17 protein-coding genes are annotated in these 18,271 nt (G+C 59.2%); 6 read left to right on the top strand and 11 right to left on the bottom strand.

The genetic code is table 11. The features are described from left to right. Nucleotides 1-82: 82 nt before the first annotated feature. Both EC912_RS10695 and EC912_RS10690 read left to right on the top strand, forming a co-directional pair. A complete protein-coding gene (locus tag EC912_RS10695; protein WP_132143736.1) occupies nucleotides 83-571 on the top strand; it encodes a dihydrofolate reductase in 489 nt (162 codons plus the stop codon). Beyond that, on the top strand, nucleotides 571-1,527 hold the full coding sequence (locus EC912_RS10690; RefSeq protein ID WP_132143734.1) for a Nudix family hydrolase: 957 nt from the start codon (nucleotides 571-573) through the stop codon (nucleotides 1,525-1,527). The genes EC912_RS10695 and EC912_RS10690 overlap by 1 nt, the downstream gene beginning before the upstream one ends. A gap of 168 nt (nucleotides 1,528-1,695) precedes the next feature. Here the strand turns inward: EC912_RS10690 and coaE are convergent, their stop codons facing one another. From coaE to pilB, 4 genes are all read right to left on the bottom strand, one after another. Then, nucleotides 1,696-2,310, bottom strand: a complete 615-nt coding sequence (gene coaE / locus EC912_RS10685) for a dephospho-CoA kinase (protein ID WP_132143732.1) — start codon at nucleotides 2,308-2,310, stop codon at nucleotides 1,696-1,698. After that, a complete protein-coding gene (locus EC912_RS10680; RefSeq protein ID WP_132143730.1) occupies nucleotides 2,307-3,176 on the bottom strand; it encodes a prepilin peptidase in 870 nt (289 codons plus the stop codon). The genes coaE and EC912_RS10680 overlap by 4 nt, the downstream gene beginning before the upstream one ends. Before the next feature lie 81 nt (nucleotides 3,177-3,257). After that, nucleotides 3,258-4,523 carry a type II secretion system F family protein gene (locus EC912_RS10675; protein WP_132143728.1) on the bottom strand — a complete coding sequence of 422 codons (1,266 nt, stop codon included), beginning with the start codon at nucleotides 4,521-4,523 and terminating at the stop codon, nucleotides 3,258-3,260. Between the two features lie 134 nt (nucleotides 4,524-4,657). Continuing rightward, a complete protein-coding gene (pilB, locus tag EC912_RS10670) occupies nucleotides 4,658-6,385 on the bottom strand; it encodes a type IV-A pilus assembly ATPase PilB (RefSeq protein WP_132143726.1) in 1,728 nt (575 codons plus the stop codon). Between the two features lie 171 nt (nucleotides 6,386-6,556). Between pilB and EC912_RS10665 the strand changes: the two genes are divergently transcribed. The 4 genes from EC912_RS10665 to EC912_RS10650 are packed head-to-tail and all read left to right on the top strand — an operon-like array spanning nucleotide 6,557 to nucleotide 10,372. Beyond that, entirely contained in the window at nucleotides 6,557-7,411 is an 855-nt protein-coding gene (locus EC912_RS10665) for a glycosyltransferase family 2 protein (RefSeq protein WP_132143724.1), read from the top strand. Nucleotides 7,412-7,420: 9 nt separating this feature from the next. Continuing rightward, nucleotides 7,421-8,659, top strand: a complete 1,239-nt coding sequence (locus EC912_RS10660; protein ID WP_132143722.1) for a glycosyltransferase — start codon at nucleotides 7,421-7,423, stop codon at nucleotides 8,657-8,659. Then, entirely contained in the window at nucleotides 8,656-9,627 is a 972-nt protein-coding gene (gene galE, locus EC912_RS10655) for a UDP-glucose 4-epimerase GalE (protein ID WP_132143720.1), read from the top strand. The genes EC912_RS10660 and galE overlap by 4 nt, the downstream gene beginning before the upstream one ends. A gap of 10 nt (nucleotides 9,628-9,637) precedes the next feature. Then, nucleotides 9,638-10,372 carry a class I SAM-dependent methyltransferase gene (locus EC912_RS10650; protein ID WP_132143718.1) on the top strand — a complete coding sequence of 245 codons (735 nt, stop codon included), beginning with the start codon at nucleotides 9,638-9,640 and terminating at the stop codon, nucleotides 10,370-10,372. On the opposite strand, the gene EC912_RS10645 is transcribed toward EC912_RS10650, so the two are convergent. From EC912_RS10645 to EC912_RS10615, 7 genes are all read right to left on the bottom strand, one after another. Further along, the gene (locus tag EC912_RS10645; protein WP_132143716.1) at nucleotides 10,369-11,478 is read right to left on the bottom strand and encodes a glycosyltransferase; all 1,110 of its coding nucleotides are present in this window, start codon (nucleotides 11,476-11,478) and stop codon (nucleotides 10,369-10,371) included. The two genes, EC912_RS10650 and EC912_RS10645, sit on opposite strands and share 4 nt — an antisense overlap. Before the next feature lie 3 nt (nucleotides 11,479-11,481). Further along, entirely contained in the window at nucleotides 11,482-12,573 is a 1,092-nt protein-coding gene (glf, locus tag EC912_RS10640) for a UDP-galactopyranose mutase (protein ID WP_132143714.1), read from the bottom strand. A gap of 73 nt (nucleotides 12,574-12,646) precedes the next feature. Then, nucleotides 12,647-13,573 carry a glycosyltransferase gene (locus tag EC912_RS10635; RefSeq protein ID WP_132143712.1) on the bottom strand — a complete coding sequence of 309 codons (927 nt, stop codon included), beginning with the start codon at nucleotides 13,571-13,573 and terminating at the stop codon, nucleotides 12,647-12,649. Next, nucleotides 13,570-14,544: a glycosyltransferase gene (locus EC912_RS10630; RefSeq protein WP_279389026.1), complete on the bottom strand. Its 975-nt coding sequence runs from the start codon at nucleotides 14,542-14,544 to the stop codon at nucleotides 13,570-13,572. Before EC912_RS10630 ends, EC912_RS10635 begins: the two co-directional genes overlap by 4 nt. Before the next feature lie 59 nt (nucleotides 14,545-14,603). Further along, the gene (locus EC912_RS10625; RefSeq protein ID WP_165973567.1) at nucleotides 14,604-16,073 is read right to left on the bottom strand and encodes a lipopolysaccharide biosynthesis protein; all 1,470 of its coding nucleotides are present in this window, start codon (nucleotides 16,071-16,073) and stop codon (nucleotides 14,604-14,606) included. A 99-nt stretch (nucleotides 16,074-16,172) separates the two neighbouring features. Then, entirely contained in the window at nucleotides 16,173-16,868 is a 696-nt protein-coding gene (locus EC912_RS10620; protein ID WP_132143706.1) for a class I SAM-dependent methyltransferase, read from the bottom strand. Beyond that, a complete protein-coding gene (locus EC912_RS10615) occupies nucleotides 16,865-18,130 on the bottom strand; it encodes an ATP-grasp domain-containing protein (RefSeq protein WP_132143891.1) in 1,266 nt (421 codons plus the stop codon). The genes EC912_RS10620 and EC912_RS10615 overlap by 4 nt, the downstream gene beginning before the upstream one ends. Nucleotides 18,131-18,271: the final 141 nt, after the last annotated feature.

Raw genomic sequence — 18,271 nt, 5'->3', positions numbered from 1 at the left:
TTGAGACTAATATCCGCCACGGAACGGACGCGTGGCGGTAAGTCTTCCGCTGCGTGTGTCCGCAACGTATTAAGGAATCGTCATGGCTGTTTCGCTGGTCGCCGCTCTCGATGAAAACTTTGCCATCGGCAAAAAAGGCGGTCTTCCCTGGCATCTTCCCGACGACCTGCGCTATTTCAAAGCGCTGACGATGGACAAATACGTCCTGATGGGACGCAAGACCGCCGAGTCCATCGGCAAGCCGCTGCCGGGTCGCACCAATCTCGTTATGTCGCGCAAAGGCGAGGCACCGTACAAGGGGCAGATCACCGTTCGTTCCGTGCATGACGCCATGGCGACATGCGGCGGCACCGGGCTGATGGTGATCGGCGGTGGCGAAGTGTTTCGCGAAGCGCTCCCGCTTGCGCGCCGTCTGTATCTGACCTGGATCTACGCCGCCGTCGACGGTGCCGACTGCTTCTTCCCCGGCATCGACTTCAAGCAGTGGACCGAAGTGTCGCGCGTGCATCACAAGGCGGACAAGGAACATCAGTTCCCGTTCGACATGGTCGAATACATCCGCAACACGTGATGCACGTCGTTGCTGGCGTTCTGGTGGACGCCGCCGGCAGAGTCCTGCTGGCGCAGCGTCCTCCGGGCAAGCATCTGGCGGGCATGTGGGAGTTTCCCGGCGGCAAGCTGGAGCCGGGCGAAACGCCACTGGAAGCGTTGCGGCGCGAGCTCGACGAAGAGCTGGGTATCGACGTCGATCTTTCCGCCACCGAACCGCTGATACGCATCCCGTGGCAGTACGGCGAGCGCGCCATGCTGCTCGAAGCCATCGTCGTTCGTCGCTGGCATGGCGAAGCTCGCGCACTGGATGCGCAGGACATCGCCTGGCATGCGCCGCGCGCTGTCGATCCCGCGCTGCTGGCGCCGGCCGATCGGCCGATTCTCGCTGCGGCATGGCTTCCCGGGCGCTACCCGATCACGCCTGCCGATGCCGGTATCGACGCGGCGAAGGCGGCCGTCAATGCCGCGCTCGACCGTGGCGACACTCTGATCCAGTTGCGACTGCCGGAGCTGCCTATCGATGTCGTTCGCGATCTGGCGGCGCAGCTTTTGCCGCGCGCAAGGTCGAAGCAAGCCGTCTTGCTGCTCAATGGCGATATCGATGGCGCACGGCGTCTTGGCGACGGCGTGGGCGTGCATCTGCGTTCGGCGCAGTTGCGCGAGCTGACTTCGCGGCCGTTGCCGCTGGGCCGTGTTGTGGGGGCATCGTGTCACGACGAAGCAGAGCTGGCGCATGCGGTGCGCCTGGGTGCGGATTTCGCGACGCTGTCGCCGGTGTTGCCGACAGCGAGTCATCCGGATGCGGCGACGTTGGGATGGAAACGTTTCGCCGAACTCGCCGAGTCGGCGTCGTTACCGGTGTATGCGTTGGGCGGGATGACGCAGGCACTGTTGAGTCGTGCACGCGAGGCATCGGGGCAGGGCATAGCGGGCATCACTGGACTGCTGTGGGAGCACTGGCAAGCACTCCGGTAGTGGAACGGGGCTTATGCTTTCTGTGGGAGCGCGCCTGCGCGCGATAGCCAACAAAGCGGCGATGCTGTGCCCGATATTCGTAGCCGGCAGATATTGCTCGCGATCTGAGTCTCGATCTTCATCGCTCCGTTGGCTATCGCGCGCAGGCGCGCTCCCACAGAATAGCGATTATCGGAGCTTTGCCAGCTTCAGATACCGCGCATGCTGCGCCTGTACCGCATGGTCCAGATCGGCCTCGTCGCCATCGTTGACGATCACATCGTCCGCTATGGCCAGCCGCTGCTCGCGCGTCGACTGGTTGCGGATCATGCGTATGGCCAGTGCCTCGTCGATACCGTCGCGGCGTGTCAGGCGCTCGATCTGGGTGGCGACGGGGGTGTCGACGACCAGTACCCGGTCGACCCACGCGTAGTGCTCGCGGTTCTCCACGAGCAGGGGAATCGAAACGATGCAGTATGGCCCGGTATCGGCCGCCACGGCGTCGTGCAGCCAACGGCGGATCAGCGGATGGAGGATGCCTTCCAGCGTTTTGCGTGCGCCCGGATCGTCGAAAATCCGCCGCCGCATGGCCGCGCGATCGAGCTGCCCCTGTGCATCCAGCGCGCCATTGCCGAAGGTCGCCGCGATAGCGGCCAATCCTTCGGAGCCCGGCTCGACGACCGCACGCGCCGCCACGTCGGCGTCATAGGCCTGAATGTCCAGAGCACGAAAACGTGCTTCGACGGCGCTCTTGCCGGAGGCCACGCCACCGGTCAGCGCCACGACATAGCGATGCGTGCTCATTGCATGCCCGTCAGGTGCATGTACGCGCCCAGCAGCTCGTCGCCTGCAAGGAACCATACCCATCCAGCGGCGGCGATGTACGGACCGAACGGCATGGGTATATCGCGCTGGTGGCGACGCAGCAGCATCAGCGTGCCGCCGACCAGTGCACCGATAAACGACGACAGCAGGATCACCGGCAGCAGCGCCACCGGCCCCATCCACGCGCCGAGCGCGGCCAACAGCTTGAAGTCGCCGTGGCCCATGCCTTCCTTGCCCGTGAGCAGCTTGAACAGCCAGTAGACGCTCCACAGGCTGAGGTAACCGATCAGCGCCGCGAGAATCGCGGACGACGGAGCGACCGCATGCGGTTGCCAGGTCGGAATCAGCGTCAGTCCCAGACCGATCCACAGCAGCGGGTAGTTGATTTCATCGGGCAATAGCTGAGTACGTGCATCGATACCCGACAAGGCCACCAGCATCCAGGTGAAAACCAGTCCAGCCAGCGCGGCGGCCGAAGGTCCGAAGCGCCAGACGACGACGGCGCTGGCGATGCCGGTCAGCAGTTCGACCAGCGGGTACTGCGCCGAGATAGCCACGTTGCAGTAACGGCAACGACCGCGAAGCAGCAGCCAGCCGAAGACCGGAATATTGTCGCGGGCCGCCAGCGCATGCTTGCACTTCGGGCAATGCGACGGCTCGAACACGAGGCCGGGCGGCTTCGGTTCGTCGACCGGCGGCAGTTCCAGCACTTCCCGCGCCTGGCGGCGCCAGTCGGCCTGCATGCGCTCGGGCGTGCGCAGGATGACGACATTGAGGAAGCTTCCGACCAGCAGGCCGAGCACGCCGGCGAAGGCGATCCAGAGGGCGAGGGGCAGTTCGGGCATTGCCGTCCTTCGGTTATAAAAAACCCTTCCCCCGCGAGAGGGAAGGGTTCGTATTGTGCCTTGGTCGTGGGGCGTCCGTCGTCAGACGGTACCGGCCAGCTTGAAGATCGGGAGGTAGAGCGAAATGACCATGCCGCCGACCAGTACGCCGAGGATGATCATGATGAACGGCTCGAGCAGGCTGCTCAGCGTGTCCACCGCGGTATTCACTTCTTCCTCGTAGAACTCCGCCACCTTGAACAGCATGGAATCGAGGGAGCCGGATTCTTCGCCGATAGCGGTCATCTGCACGACCATGTTCGGGAACAGATTGGTTTGCCGCATGGCCAACTGCAGCTGGTGACCGACGGCGATATCGTCGCGCATCTGCGCTACGGCCTTGCCGTAGACGATGCTGCCCGTGGCGCCAGATACCGCATCCAGTGCTTCGACCAATGGCACGCCGGCGTGGAAGGTCACGCCCAGCGTACGTGCGAAGCGGGCGATAGCGGACTTGTGCAGCAGATCCCCGATAACCGGAATGCGCAGCGATACGCGATCCATGAAATGCGCAAAGGGCGGGCTGCGTTTCTTCAGGGCGATGATGCCGACCACCGAGCCGACGATGACGCCGATAACCGCCCACCAGTACGACTGCATGAACTTCGATGCCGCCACGACGAACTGCGTCGGTGCCGGCAGTTCGGCTTTCGCTTCGGCGAAGGTCTGCTGGAAGACGGGAACGACGAACAGCAGCAGGATCATGCTAACCAGCAAGGCGACGACCAGCACCATGATCGGATAGAACAAGGCCTTTTTGATCTTGGACTTGATGCTTTCCATGCGCTCTTTGTACGTGGCGACAGTGTCGAGCACGGTATCGAGCACACCCGCCGATTCGCCGGCGTGGACCAGGTTGCGGTACAGCTCGTCGAACTGCACCGGATAGAGGGCCAGTGCCTCGTGCAGGGACGCGCCGCCTTCGATGTTGTTCTTCACATCGGTCAGCATGTTCTTGAAGCGGACGTTCTTCTGGCCGCCCGCGATGATCTCGAAGGACTGCACCATGGGCACGCCCGACGCCATCATCGTGGCGATCTGGCGGCTGAAGATCGCCACGTCGCGCGGTTTGACCGTGCTGCCGGACGCGCCGAACAGCGGCTTGGCCTTCTCGCGGACGGTCTGGGGATTCATGCCCTGGCGGCGGAGCTCGGCCTTGACCAGCGCCGCGTTCTTGGCCTGCAGTTCGCCCTTCATGCGCTTGCCGCGCTTATCGAGCGCGACCCAGTCGTACATGACGAGCTTGCTTACCTCGGCCCGAGCAGTGCCGATGGCGCGCGCATTCTTACTAGCGGTGGCGATAGCCATGACGCGGTGTTCCCCCCGATGGACTTTCCCGTATGGCCCGCCATCTGCGCGGACCATGGTTACTCTCTAGTGTGTACGCTTTATCGGGCCGCAACTGCTGCCTGGCGCACATCTTTAAAACGCCCCGGCGCCCGTCAGTCCTTGGTCACCCGGTTGATTTCGGCCAGGCTGGTCACCCCGTTCCGGCATTTCAGCAGGGCCGAGGCGCGAAGGTCGTTCACTCCGGCCGCCTTGGCGACCTCGGCGATCTGCATGGCGTTGGCGCCCGTAAGGATGATCTTCTGGATCTCGTCGAGCATGGGCATGACCTGGTAAATGCCTACGCGTCCCTTATAGCCCTCGTTGCAGCCGTCGCAGCCTACCGCTTCGTAGATCTCGATGCCCGCGTCGATTTCCGCCTGGGTAAAACCTTCGGCCAGCAGAGCGGCCGGCGGCAGTTCGATGCGTTTCTTGCAGTCGTGCAGGCGGCGGGCCAGGCGCTGGGCGATGATCAGGGTCACGGACGAGGTGATGTTGTAGGGCGCGATGCCCATGTTCATCAGTCGGGCAATGGTCTGCGGGGCGTCGTTCGTATGCAGCGTGGACAGCACCATATGGCCCGTCTGCGCAGCCTTGATAGCGATTTCGGCCGTTTCCAGGTCGCGGATTTCGCCGACCATGATCACGTCCGGATCCTGGCGCAGGAACGAACGCAGCGCAGCGGCGAAGGTCATGCCGCGCTTGGTGTTCTGCTGGACCTGGTTGATGCCTTCGACGCGGATTTCGACCGGGTCTTCCACCGTGGAAATATTGCGTCCGTCGGTGTTGAGGATATTGAGCGCGGTATACAGCGAGACCGTCTTACCCGAACCGGTGGGACCGGTAACCAGCACCATGCCGTAGGGTTTTTCGATGGCATCGAGGTACAGTTTTTTCTGGGCTTCCTCGTAACCGAGCTTGTCGATGCCCAGCTTCGCCGACGAGCCGTCGAGGATACGCAGCACGATCTTCTCGCCGAACAGGGTCGGCAGGGTGCTGACGCGGAAGTCGATGGCGCGAGTCTTGGTCAGGTTGAGCTTGATGCGTCCGTCCTGCGGTACGCGGCGCTCGGCGATGTCCAGACCGCTCATCACCTTCAGGCGCGACGCGATACGGCTGCCGAGCTTGATCGGCGCGGAAGCCACGATACGCAGAATGCCGTCCATGCGCAGACGCACGCGATAAACGGATTCGAAGGGCTCGAAATGGATGTCCGACGCGCCGCGCTTGATCGCGTCGACGAGAATCTTGTTGACGAATTTGACGACCGGCGCGTCGTCGTTGGCGTTGGCGTCGATGCCGGTGGTGGCTTCCTCGTCGCCGTCGCTGGACTCCAGATTCAGCTCTTCCATCCCGGCGTCTTCAAACCCGGGCACGGAGGAATTCATGTTCGCCAGCGCGCCTTCGATCACGCGGCGCAACTGACCCCGTTCGATCAGCACCGGCTCGACCATGTGGTTCGAGTGGAACTTGATCTCGTCGAGCGCATGCGACTGCATCGGGTCGGCGATGCCGACGAAGAGCCGCTTGCCGCGCTTGAACAGAGGTAGCGCCTGATGCTTGGTGATCAGCGCTTCGGTGACGAGGTCCAGCGGCATATTGGCTGCGACCATCGATCCGAGATCCATCAGCGGCATGCCGAACTCGGTGGACGCCACCTGGCTGAGGCGCGGGCTTTCCACCAGGCTTTGGTCGACCAGCCACGAGAACAGCGAAATCCGCTTGTCCGCGGCATCCTGTACGGCTTTGCGGACGTCGGCCTCGGGCAGCACGCCCTCGGAGACCAGACGCCGTGCCATGCCCGTCAGGCCAGACATGGTGGGCTGCTGCATTTGTGAAGCCATAGTCGACCCGATCCCCCGAGATACGGGGCTGAATCTACTCCAGAATGGCCGTGCGGTCACCCTTGGGGGCGTGAAGAAGCCGTCGTCCGCGGCCCATGCGATGCCGTGCGTTCGGCCTCGTTTCGGAGTGCGCCCTTCCCGTATGATTCGGGGAATCAAAGGGGACGTATCTTGAGCCTTATCAGCATCATCCTGCCCGCGAAGAACGAGGCAGCCGCGCTTGCCCAGTTGCTGCCACGCCTGACCGCCGCCCAACCCGGCGCGGAGATCCTCGTCATGGACGACGGATCGACGGACAGCACGCGCGACGTCTGCGCAGCGGCAGGGGTCCGCTGCGTGTCGGCGCCGTACTCCATGGGCAACGGTGCGGCGATCAAGCGCGGTGCCCGCGCGGCCACCGGCGACATCCTGGTCTTCATGGACGGCGACGGCCAGCACGACCCGGTCGACATTGCACGCCTGATCGCACGGCTGGAGCAGGGCTACGACATGGTCGTCGGCGCACGCGACTGGGGCAGCCAGGCCGGCGTAGGCCGCGGCGTCGCCAATACGTTCTACAACTGGCTGGCCTCGCGCATCACCGGCCATGTCGTCGCCGACCTGACCTCAGGCTTCCGCGTTACGCGGGCAGAGAAATTCCGCGAGTTCTTGCATCTGTTGCCGAATGGGTTTTCGTATCCGACGACCAGCACGATGGCGTTTTTTCGCAGTGCTTATGGTGTGGCGTATGAGCCGATCAAGGCGGCGCAGCGGGTGGGTAAGAGTCACATCAAGCCGCTGAAGGATGGCGTTCGTTTTCTGCTTATCATCTTCAAGATCGCGACACTTTATTCGCCGTTGAAGCTGTTTGTACCTGCTAGCGCGGTCTTTTTCCTGCTCGGCTGCATTAACTACGCGTGGACATTCATTCACGAAGGGCGGCTTACGAATATGAGCACGCTTATGTGGAGCGCCGCGGTAATCGTGTTTCTGATTGGACTGATATCCGAGCAGATTACGGCTCTGACATACCGTCGCGTCGATTGAGCCGTGGGAATGAGTGCGTCGTTTCGTGCGCAACCCACTCCTAAGCCGACCGTACTGGTACTTGCTTCTACGTATCCGCGTTGGATCAACGACCATGAGCCCGGGTTCGTCCATGAGTTGTCGCGTCGATTGATCGACAGATTCCATGTGATTGCCGTGGTGCCGGACGCGCCGGATGCCGACGAATCCGGCGACTTGGATGGCGTGCATATCGTGCGCTATCGATATGCACCGCGGCGGTTGCAGACGCTGGTCAACGACGGCGGGATCGCGACGAACCTTCGACGATCGCCATGGAAATGGTTGCTCGTACCTGGCTTCGTGTTCATGCAGCTCATTGCGGCGCGACGTATAGCGCGTGCGCAGCAGATCGATGCCGTACACGCACATTGGCTTATCTCGCCGGGTGTAGTCGCTAGCTGGCTTGTCGGTGCCGACAAGGTATTGCCCTGCGTGGTTACCTCGCATGGTGGCGATCTCTTCGGCTTTCGCGGAAACATGTTCGTGCGCATCAAACGTTGGGTGGCGTCGCGAGCCGCTGCCATGAGCGTGGTGAGCAGCGCGATGCGTGACGAGGCTATGCGCATTGCGCTTCCCGTCGAACGCATTGAGGTCATTCCTATGGGGGTTGATCTGACTTCGCGTTTCGTACCCGATCCGTCGGTGCCACGCGCGTTGCGGGAGTTGCTGTTCGTCGGTCGCCTTGTAGCCAAAAAGGGTCTGCGTTATCTGATGGCAGCAATGCCGGCGATTCTCGAGCGGTATCCGGAAACGGTTCTCCGGGTGATCGGTTTTGGCCCCGAACGCGAAGCGCTTGAGCAGCAGGTTGCTGACCTTGGAATTGCAGCAAGCGTAGTATTTGAAGGGGCGATGGAACAAAGGCATCTGCCCGACGCCTATCGTCGAGCATCGGTATTTGTCGCTCCGTTCGTCCGTGACGCCAGCGGAGATCAGGAGGGATTGCCTGTCGCGCTCATGGAGGCGGTGGGAACGGGTTGCCCATTCGTCGTGGGTGACGTCGCGGGCTTATCCGATCTGCTGGGTGGTACCGCCGATTCGTTTCGTGTGGATGCTACGTCGCCTCCTGCAATTGCCGCTGCTGTTATGCGCTGTCTGGACGATCCCGGTTTGGCTGGCGCCGTCGCAAGCCAGGTCCGGGAACAGGTCAGGGCGCACCTGGACTGGGACGCCATTGCAAGACGATATGCCGACCTGCTGACGGATGTGATGGAGAAAAGAACGCCATGAGAGCACTGGTGAGTGGGGGCGCGGGCTATATCGGTTCGCACATGTGCAAGGCGCTGGCGGCCGAAGGGCACGATGTACTGGTGCTGGATAATCTGTCGACGGGACATCGCGCCGCAGTGAAGTGGGGTGACTTCGTGCAGGCCGATCTGCTCGACGCCGCACGTGTCGATGGTGTTCTTGCTGAGTTCCGACCCGATGTCGTCTTCCATTTCGCCGGGTTGTCGGTGGTGCGCGACTCGATGTCGCAGCCTTTCGATTACTACCGGAACAATGTGGTTGGCTCGCTAAATTTGTTGTCGGCGATGCAAAACCATGACGTCGGAAAGATCGTTTTTTCATCCAGCGCAGCCGTCTACGGCACGCCTGTGGTGGAAACAATCGATGAGATGCAGGTTACTCAGCCCATCAATCCTTACGGTACGACGAAGCTGATGGTAGAGCGCATGCTTGGAGATGCCGCGCTGGCGTATGGTCTTCGCTCCGTGAGCCTGCGTTACTTCAATGCAGCGGGTGCTGATCTGGACAGCGATATAGGCGAGGCACACGAGCCGGAGACTCATCTCATACCAAACGCGTTACGTGCGGCGGACGAATCAATGGTGCTTGACGTTTTTGGAACCGACTACGCGACACCGGATGGCACGTGTATTCGGGACTATGTGCATGTCGTCGACCTTGCGGATGCGCACCTGCGTGCCGCAGGCTATCTCGACGAGAACGCCGGCACCCATCGCTTCAATCTTGGAACAGGCACGGGCTGTTCCGTGCTTCAGATCGTAGGGAAGGTGCGTGAGGCGACCGGATGCGCACTTAAATATCGCGTCTCACCGCGTCGGCAGGGTGACCCGGCGAGACTGGTCGCCAGTAACGAACGCGCTAGGTCGTATCTCGGCTGGGAACCACGCTATAGCGACCTTCGCACGATGGTCGACTCGGCGTGGGCGTGGCATCGGACCAGGACTTACTGAGGGAACGCGCATGGCCAAGAAGCAACCAAAGCTCGTGCTGCGCGAGTCCTGTATTGCAGACGTTACCAAGGGGTGGGCCGCCGGTTCGTTCTTCGAGGCCGGTGCGGGCACTGGCCATATGTCGCGTATTTTCCTCGATCGAGGTTTTCATGGTGCCAGCCATGATCTTGGCGAGTCGAGCCGGCAGGCTATACGCGATAACCTGGCACCATATGGCGAACGAATGACGGTAGTCGATTCCGTAGATGAACTTGCCGACGCATCATTCGACTACCTGCTCGCGTTCGAGGTTCTTGAGCACATCGAGAACGACGCTGAAGTGCTGGCCTCATGGGCTGGCAAGCTGCGGCATGGCGGACGTATTCTGATATCGGTTCCGGCGCATGCGCGCAAATATGGTCGATCGGATGCGATGGTCGGACATGTGCGTCGTTACGAGCGTGCGGAGATGCAGCGTTTGCTCGCAGGTGCCGGGTTCGACGACATCCAGATCATCAATTACGGCTATCCCGTAACGGAACTGACCCGCCGCGTGTCCAATCGTATGATCAAAGGTGCTGGCGATTTCGACGGATTGTCCGCGGAAGAGCGCAGCGTTCGAAGCGCTCAGGTCAAGCCGAAGATCATCGAGCGCATGCTGAAGATCGTCGGGGGCAATGTTTTCGTTCCATTCTGCTGGATACAGCGGCTGTTCTACCGCTATGACCTGGGCGATGGCCTGGTTGCCAGCGCAGTCCGCCGTTAAGAGCGAATCGCCGCAACCAGTGTGGGTTCGACCTTGGCGATCAACTCGGCCCAGTCTTCGATAGGTACGTTGACCGTACTCGGTCGTTCTACGAGTTCTGTAACCCGGCTTGCAAGCGATGCCGGATCGCCAGGTTTGTAGAGCAATTCCGGCCATTCAGCCAGTACGTCGTTCATCGCACCAACGGCGGACGCAACCACAGGTGTTCCCGTAGCCAGGATTTCGTAAGCCTTCTGCGGAAAGCAGTAACGGCCGAATGGTGTATCGAGGACGCAGATCGTCGCTACATCGAGTGCGCTGAAGAACGTCGCGACGCGGTCGTGCGGTAGTTGTCCCAGATAGTGGACGCGATCGCCCTTCGGTATCTCGATGCTGCCATCGAGAGGGCCAGCCAGCACGAGATGTATGAGGGGATCTGCGGACAGGATATCCCAGGCAGCGAATAGCTCGCCGATGCCTTTTGTTCGATGAAGCCCACCCGCTGTGCCGATGAGAATGCCATCGCTTGGCAAACCTAGCGCTTCGCGAGACACCATCTTATCGAGTGGCCGAAACACCGCTTTGTCGATGGTGCTCGGCATCGAGATGACGATGCCTTTTGCGCGGTATTCATCGCGGACGAGCCGTGCAAGCGGCTCACTGGTCGTCGTTACCACGGCAGCCGTGCGCGTCGCACGACGAAGCGCCGAAACCATTCCCGGAATCCGAGCCTGTCCGAACGATTCGAAGTTGTCGTAAAGGTCGACGGCGTAGGGTACCCGTAACTTCTTCGCCACCCACGCAGCGAGAACGACATTGGGGATATCCGACGCGCCAATGACCAGCTCCGGTGCGAACGTGCGTAAACGCCGCAACAGGCGCGCGGGATAACGTGCAACGTCGGTGATCCATGGGCGATGTATACCTGTCGCCGTGAAACGCAAGCGACCTTGCTCGGTAGGATGTTGCCAGAGGCCATCGTCCTGTCCCTGGTACCCGACGCATTCAACCATGACGTCGTGGCCGAGGAGTGCCAGCTGGTGGGGTATTTCATACAGACGTGCGTACCGGTCGTCGATGACGTCCTTGCCCATGTAGCGCCGTTTACAGAGGAATGCGATGCGCATGTGTTAGTCGATCAGCTGCCGGGCTGCGGCCAGAGCAGCGCCCACGACCTGGTCCATGTTGTAGTAGCGATACTGGGCGAGGCGACCAACGAAGGTGACGTTGGATTCTTCCTTCGCCAGGGCTTCGTATCGTTTGAAAAGGGCTTCATTCTCCGCGCGCGGCACCGGGTAGTAGGGATCGCCTTCAGCTTGCGGATATTCGCGAACGATGGACGTACCCGCATGGACCTGGCCGGTCAGGTGTTTGAACTCCGTGATTCGCGTGTAGGCATGATCGTTCGGGTAGTTGATCGTCCCCGTTTCCTGATACTGGTCGACATCGGGTAGGTATTCGTGTTCGAAGCGCAGCGAGCGATAGGGCAGGTGGCCGAATCGGAAGCCGAAGAACGCATCGATCGGTCCCGTGTATACGATGTGGTCGAAGTCTTCCGCTGCGCGCACGTTGTCGAATTCGACGCCTAGCTCGACCGTAATGTTCGGATGATCGAGCATGCGTTCGAACATTCGCGTATATCCGTCTTTCGGCATGGCCTGGAAGGTGTCGGTGAAGTAGCGGTCGTCGGTGTCGGTGCGTACCGGGATGCGCGCGGCGACTCCTGCCTTCAACTCGGACGGATCGAGGCCCCATTGCTTGCGGGTGTAGTTGAGGAAGAATTTTTCGTACAGGTCGCGCCCGACGCTATTCAGGACGACGTCTTCACTTGTTACGACTGGGTCGCGTGGTTCGCGGACACGCTCGAAGAGGGCTGCCGCACCAGCTTCATCGAGATCCAGGCCGTATAGCTGATTGAGGGTGTCCCTGTTTATCGGGAAAGGATAGGACGTGCCATCCACCACGCCGCGAACCCTGTGTTCGTAAGGACGCCATTCGGTGAAGCGCGAGAGATAGGCAAAGATCCGTTCGCCATTGGTATGGAAGATGTGCGGGCCATAACGATGGACGAGAATGCCGTTCGAGTCGTGCTCGTCGAACGCGTTGCCGGCGACGTGGGGGCGGCGATCAATGACGTGCGCACGATATCCGGCCTCGGCAAGCTCGCGAGCCATGACGCTGCCGGCGAAGCCGGCACCCACCACAAGATATCTTGCCGACATGCAACACTTCTCCACCTGTGAGACCGATTAAGCCGAGGGTCGATCACAGGCATTCTAAATGGGTTGAGGGAGCTTACTGGGAGATTCCCCATTTTGCATGCCGACGCCCCTTCAGACCGAGCAGGCCGTCAAGAAACCCTGCGGAAAATGCCCAGAGTTGGGCAAGCTTCCTTGGCTCGCTGAGCAGAGCAGCCGTCAGGCGCACAAATGATCCGGGAATCGTATGAGTAAGCAGGCGAAAACCGTAGTACTTACGTGCGATCAGTAGCCTGTTGCGGGTATCGTAATATCGTTTCCAGGGAGGAAGCTGAAGACAGATCATCGGTTTGCCCGGCAGCCTTGCAAGATAGCGTTGAGATTTCGGGTGCTCAATCCGGCTCTTGCCCGCAATTATAATCTTTACGCCCGCACGCTCGGCTCTCAGGCAGTACTCGATATCGTCGGCCGCGATGAAGTATCCCGTATCGGGTAGACCGATCCTGGATATTGTTTCCCGGTGGATCATGAAGCCCAGGAAGGGCAACGACTGTACCTGTGACGAAGCAGGAACGTCAGCAGCACGTTCGACTGTACGACGTGTTTCGCCGACCAGGGTTGTTGTCCAGGACGTTTCTTCTCCACTGACCGCTAACGATCCATATATATGTCCGGGTTCGACAGCTACGGAGAGTAGTTCCTCGAGAGCATTGGCATGCGGCTCGGCGTCATCATCCATGATCCAGGCCCAGTCGGCGCCGAGTTCCACGGCTTTCGCCAGCCCGGCCGCGAATCCACCGGCCCCTCCTTTATTGGACTCAAGGCATATGTAGTCGACGCGCGGATCGTCAGTCAGGCCGCTTTCTCGTACCCATCCCCGAGTTCCATCAGTGGAAGCATTGTCGATCAGAATCAGGTGTTCGAACGCAGCCGATTGCGACATCAGTGCGGAAATGCACTTTTCGAGCAATACCCTGCGGTTGAAGGTAACTACTACCACTGCGGTTGTGCGGACGGTATTCATCGTGGTAGTGCGCTCACGTAGTGATCTATCAGATTCTTGATTGTCCGGTATGCGGCAAGCGGTAGGCGTGCGGAAAGTGCCCACGAACGGATTTTGTGTGAAATCCCTTGAGGCGCGTATCCCTGATCGCTCAACTGCCGATAAGCTTCTTCGAACGCAGCGCGGTCGCCACTAAAGAACGCCGCCCGGTAAATCATCATCCTGGCCGATGCCATAGAAGCATTTTCGATGTCCGTTGCTACGGGAATCTTGCGCAGGAACAATTCACGGCATTCCGCGACAGCTTTTACCATCTTCAAGCCATTTGCGGCGGACCCGTTCAGCGCCGATCCGCGGATCTTACGATATACAGCCGTCGATGTCGGAAGGTAGCCAAATCGACCTCGAGTGCTTGCATAGAGCAGTCTGTTGTAGTCGCCAAATGGCCAGGACTTGTTGTTGAAGGGGCTATCCTCGAAGTCTTCAAGAACGTCCTTACGGTAGACAACCGTGGCGCTCATTGCCGTCCATTCCTGGAGTAACTGTTCGTAAGCCTTGCCAACAGCGACATGCGACGCCCCTTCCCGACGATGCATGTTTGCTCTGATTCCGCGACGCGTCTGTCGATCGTAGTCCGTATGACAAGCCGTCATCTCTGGATCGCGTTCCAGCATATCGATCTGCACATCCAGTTTTAGAGGATCGGTCCAGAAGTCGTCGCCTTCGCAAAAAGCGATGTACTTGCCTCGGCAGGCATGAAAGCAGCGGTCGGCATTTTCTCGCATGCCGACGTTTTTATCGGCGGTAAGAACCCGGATAAGGTCCGGTCGTCGTAATTGGTATTCCTTGACGATGGCTAACGTGTCGTCGGTCGAGTGGTCTTCTCCGATGATCAGCTCGAAAGGGAATCGTGCGCGCTGCATCACGATGCCTTCAATGGCTTCGGATATATACCGTGCATGGTTGTAGGTAACCATGACGACGCTAACCATGGGAGCCGCGGGTAGGGATGTCGGGTCCGATATTTCTATGGTTTCAGCTTGGTCCGACATCACCGTGTCCTGTCCGCTTGATTCGCTGCTTCGCGGCGGAAAATTGCGCTTACAAAGGTCAGCGTGTCTATCACCGCTTGCGGACGGGCTAATGATGCCAGTCCAATATAAGTCGTTGCCCCGCCGAATAGCGCGAGGATCGTGGAGGCTGTTCCCATGGGCAGGAAGTGCAAGAAAAGGAAACCGACTATTGCTGCAGCCGACGTAAGCAACATGGTAGGAATCTGATGACGAAGTTGCGCGATTGCACCATAGCCGAGCAGCCTGTGCGTGTATCGGGTGTTGATGTAAGCGCCCAGTGCGGACGCGATGGTGACGCCCCAGGCCACGCCTATAGCTCCCCAATAGCTGCCAACAGCGATGGAGGTAAGCCCCACTAATGTTTTGACTACTTCCAGCCGGAAAAAAAGATCCGATCGGCCTTGGGCGGTGATGGCGGAGAGATTCAGAACGTGGATAGGCCAGAGCGAGGTGCCCAGGGCCAGGGCACTAAGGATCGGTGCCGCTGGCGCCCATCCGGGGCCATACAGGAGCTCGATAATGGGCCGTGCCGCTAACGCTATGCCGATCATGCAGGGCATGAAAACGAACGTGGTAACCCGTAGTGCGATCGCTAGTGCGGCAGTGAGTCGATCCCGATCGTTAGCAATCCGGGAGAAGACGGGCAAGCCCACCCTTCCCAATATTCCTCCTATGAACAGGGCGGGCGCCTGCTGCGCACTCTGAGCCAGGGTGAAGTAGCCAAGCGATTTGGTATCCGAAAGCTTCCCCACCAGTACCGATTGCACGCGAGTAAATAATGTGTCTAGCAAACTGGATAGCAGCATGTAGCCGCTGAAGCTTCCAAGATGCTTCAGTGAACTTGGCGAGAATCGACCTCGCGGAAGCCAACCTGAAGCGATCCATAGCATCAGGGTCCGTAATGCGCTGGCGAGAACGATCTGCCATGCAAGACTCCATACGCCCCACCCGGCATAGGCAAGGGCGATTCCGGCTATTCCCGCTCCAACGGAGGATACGGTCTGTGAAAGTGTTCTTGCTTTGAAGTTCAGTCGAATTGTCAGTAACGCATCCGGAACGGTCGCCAGGCCGCCAAAAATAAGCACGCTGGATACGAACCGGATCAACCCGGTAAGTTCGGGCTGATGGAAGAACTGAGCAAACATCGGGGCAAGAAGGATCAGTGCTCCCGCTAACGCCAGGCTGGCCACGAAAGCAAATGCGAAGACGGTTGTCTCGTCGTCGGGGGTAGGGCGTTGTCGCTGGATCAACGCTGTGCCAAGGCCGGAGTCGACGAGAATTGCCGCGATGCTGGTGAATATGAGAAGCATCGCAATCAGGCCGAAATCGCTTGGCGCCAGAACTCTTGCAAGAACCGCCGTAACGATGAACTGGGCGCCGTATCTCGAAGCGATTTCGAGCGTACTCCACCAGACCGCGTTCGTCGTCTTAGTTTTGAAGGTATTCACCTGATGGCACCCTGGCTGCTCGATGCGCGGGGTTTTGCGATGACATGTGTTGTTCTTGCATCGCGATTCCCCAAAGCCTCTGTTTAGGCTCCAAGAACGCTACTTTGGTTGCCTGGACAGCCGATATACGCCAAGCCAGGAAGACGTAACTCCGAAGCGGCCGCCGGATAGGCGCCATAACAGATCGAAAGTAGCGTTCAATAGGTTTATTGCAGCGCGTTTGATCCCTGTTCCTACATAGAAGGATCGCCACATTCTGGTGCGAAACGGATCTTTGAAGAAGTAAATGTCGGTGAGTTCGATCTGTTTGCTGGAACCATAGGAAATAGGTGCACCGATCTGACCAAAGGCATGGCGGATGCTCTGCGGATAGTATGGTCTTACATGACTGAAGTCGTGATAAAAACGCTCGCCTAGTACGGGTGTGACAATGACAAGAAGGCCGTCGTCGGTCAGTACGTCACAGAGTTTTGGCACAAGTTCAACCAGGTCGTCCGGGTTGATGTGCTCCACGATGTGGCTGAGAAAGACAACTTGTTGGCTTTCCTTGGCGTCGAGGGCCTCTTTCACTCCAGCAACCTTAAGCCCTTTGCTACGGAGGTCGGATATGTACCTCTCGTTGATGTCCGTACCTGTTACATCGAAGCCTTGGTCCGCGAACAGGCTGGTGTATTTGCCCATGCCGGCACCGAAATCCAGAATGCGTAGCTTCGGACCAAATTTTTTCCGCCATTGATCGGCCAGTTTTATCACTCGGTCCAGTTCTAGTTGCTGATAGTGCGCGTTGGTTCTCATCTTGTGAAAAACTCGAGTGCGTCGACGTCGAAGACTGGGATGCCATGCCGCTGACTGACAGCCAAGCGTTCTGGATAGTGGTTGTCGATGAAGATCGATTGTCCCTGAATATGATCCGCTTTCGAGGACCCGTCGGTGATATGAATTATTTCGTCGAATAGCGATGCTGAAATCCGGGTGCGCGCAAGCGTTTCGTTCAGGTCGAAAGCATGTCTGGTGATCAACACAACCCGCTTTCCCTGTTGGATCATCAGATAGACGAATGCAATCGCGACGGGTACGGCAGATCCATTAATAATCAATGTATCGTCGAGGTCGAAGTATGCGGTCTCGAACTCCATGCCGAAATCGAATTTAGTGGCGACGAACCGATCGACAAGTTCGATCCCCGGATTGGCCCGCGCGTTTACTTCGTAACCCTTAATGTCCAGCACGGTAAGGAGCGGAAGGTTAATGCCCTGTGCCCGATGTGAGACCATCGATCCAGCTACCCGGGCGGCAATCTCAAGTAGTTTCCAGTGACCGGATGCGTCCCGTTTTAACTGGAAAAACCAGGGGCCACGGAAAATTAATCGCCGGTTTATTTCCAGAGCGATGTTGGTAATTTCATCCGTGGGGGCGAGCAGTCTGCTACGCATCGCGATTCCCGCACGAACACGTTCGCGGCTTCGTGGGCCTGCGAATTTGAGCTGTCGGTTGCGATCTGTAAAGCAATCGACGGTCACCTCATCGCCTGGCAGGTATTGCATAAGAACAGGTTCGGCGGTAGACGCCATGGCACGTACGGCTTCATCGGCGTTAGCGACGATGCGAACGCCGTTGCCGCCCTGGCCTTGATCGGGCTTAACGATGGCCGGCCATGTATCGACGTTCTGGGGGCTCGCATATACCTCTGGCGCCCATTTGCAATCTGCGAATAATTTATATGTGCGGCTCTTCCGCCTGGCGATGGCGGCTGTTTCTGAGTTGCCATTTACGACGTGGCAAGGGAGGTCATCGGTATGCGCGGCGAGAAATTCGCTTACCGAATCATGCGTAGAGAAGACGGCATCAATTCGCCATTCTTCAATCAACTCACGAAATCGATAGAGAAAATTCTGGGACGCAATGTTCGGCAGGTCGCCGGCATACCGAGGAAAGGTCAGTCTGCCATGGTCGTCCACACTTGACGCGCCGTAGACCTCGGTATGCACTGAGTAGCGAAGGGCGTGGTAGATCTCCAGCCCATTTTCTGCGCCGCAGGGGAAGACAAGTATGCGCATGCGTTCTGCGGAAGATATCGTGGCTGAGTTCAACGTGGGTTCCCTTCCCTGTGAGCGTTACTGAAATCATGGGAGGAGGGTTCCGCAAGAAAGGCGCGACAAATGCTGATCATGTCTTCTTTGTCGTATCGCTGATCGCAA

This window comes from Luteibacter rhizovicinus (assembly GCF_004342265.1).
In the GTDB taxonomy this organism is placed as follows: domain Bacteria; phylum Pseudomonadota; class Gammaproteobacteria; order Xanthomonadales; family Rhodanobacteraceae; genus Luteibacter; species Luteibacter rhizovicinus_B.
This window is presented reverse-complemented; position numbering and strand designations above follow the sequence as displayed.

Coding starts and splice junctions, on each gene's coding strand:
- EC912_RS10650 (WP_132143718.1), top strand. CDS start 9,638: ATGGCCAAGAAGCAACCAAAGCTCGTGCTGCGCGAGTCCTGTATTGCA.
- coaE (WP_132143732.1), bottom strand. CDS start 2,310: ATGAGCACGCATCGCTATGTCGTGGCGCTGACCGGTGGCGTGGCCTCC.
- EC912_RS10620 (WP_132143706.1), bottom strand. CDS start 16,868: ATGAGAACCAACGCGCACTATCAGCAACTAGAACTGGACCGAGTGATA.
- EC912_RS10675 (WP_132143728.1), bottom strand. CDS start 4,523: ATGGCTATCGCCACCGCTAGTAAGAATGCGCGCGCCATCGGCACTGCT.
- EC912_RS10660 (WP_132143722.1), top strand. CDS start 7,421: ATGAGTGCGTCGTTTCGTGCGCAACCCACTCCTAAGCCGACCGTACTG.
- galE (WP_132143720.1), top strand. CDS start 8,656: ATGAGAGCACTGGTGAGTGGGGGCGCGGGCTATATCGGTTCGCACATG.
- EC912_RS10680 (WP_132143730.1), bottom strand. CDS start 3,176: ATGCCCGAACTGCCCCTCGCCCTCTGGATCGCCTTCGCCGGCGTGCTC.
- EC912_RS10630 (WP_279389026.1), bottom strand. CDS start 14,544: ATGGTTAGCGTCGTCATGGTTACCTACAACCATGCACGGTATATATCC.
- glf (WP_132143714.1), bottom strand. CDS start 12,573: ATGTCGGCAAGATATCTTGTGGTGGGTGCCGGCTTCGCCGGCAGCGTC.
- EC912_RS10615 (WP_132143891.1), bottom strand. CDS start 18,130: ATGCGCATACTTGTCTTCCCCTGCGGCGCAGAAAATGGGCTGGAGATC.
- EC912_RS10695 (WP_132143736.1), top strand. CDS start 83: ATGGCTGTTTCGCTGGTCGCCGCTCTCGATGAAAACTTTGCCATCGGC.
- pilB (WP_132143726.1), bottom strand. CDS start 6,385: ATGGCTTCACAAATGCAGCAGCCCACCATGTCTGGCCTGACGGGCATG.
- EC912_RS10690 (WP_132143734.1), top strand. CDS start 571: ATGCACGTCGTTGCTGGCGTTCTGGTGGACGCCGCCGGCAGAGTCCTG.
- EC912_RS10635 (WP_132143712.1), bottom strand. CDS start 13,573: ATGAATACCGTCCGCACAACCGCAGTGGTAGTAGTTACCTTCAACCGC.
- EC912_RS10645 (WP_132143716.1), bottom strand. CDS start 11,478: ATGCGCATCGCATTCCTCTGTAAACGGCGCTACATGGGCAAGGACGTC.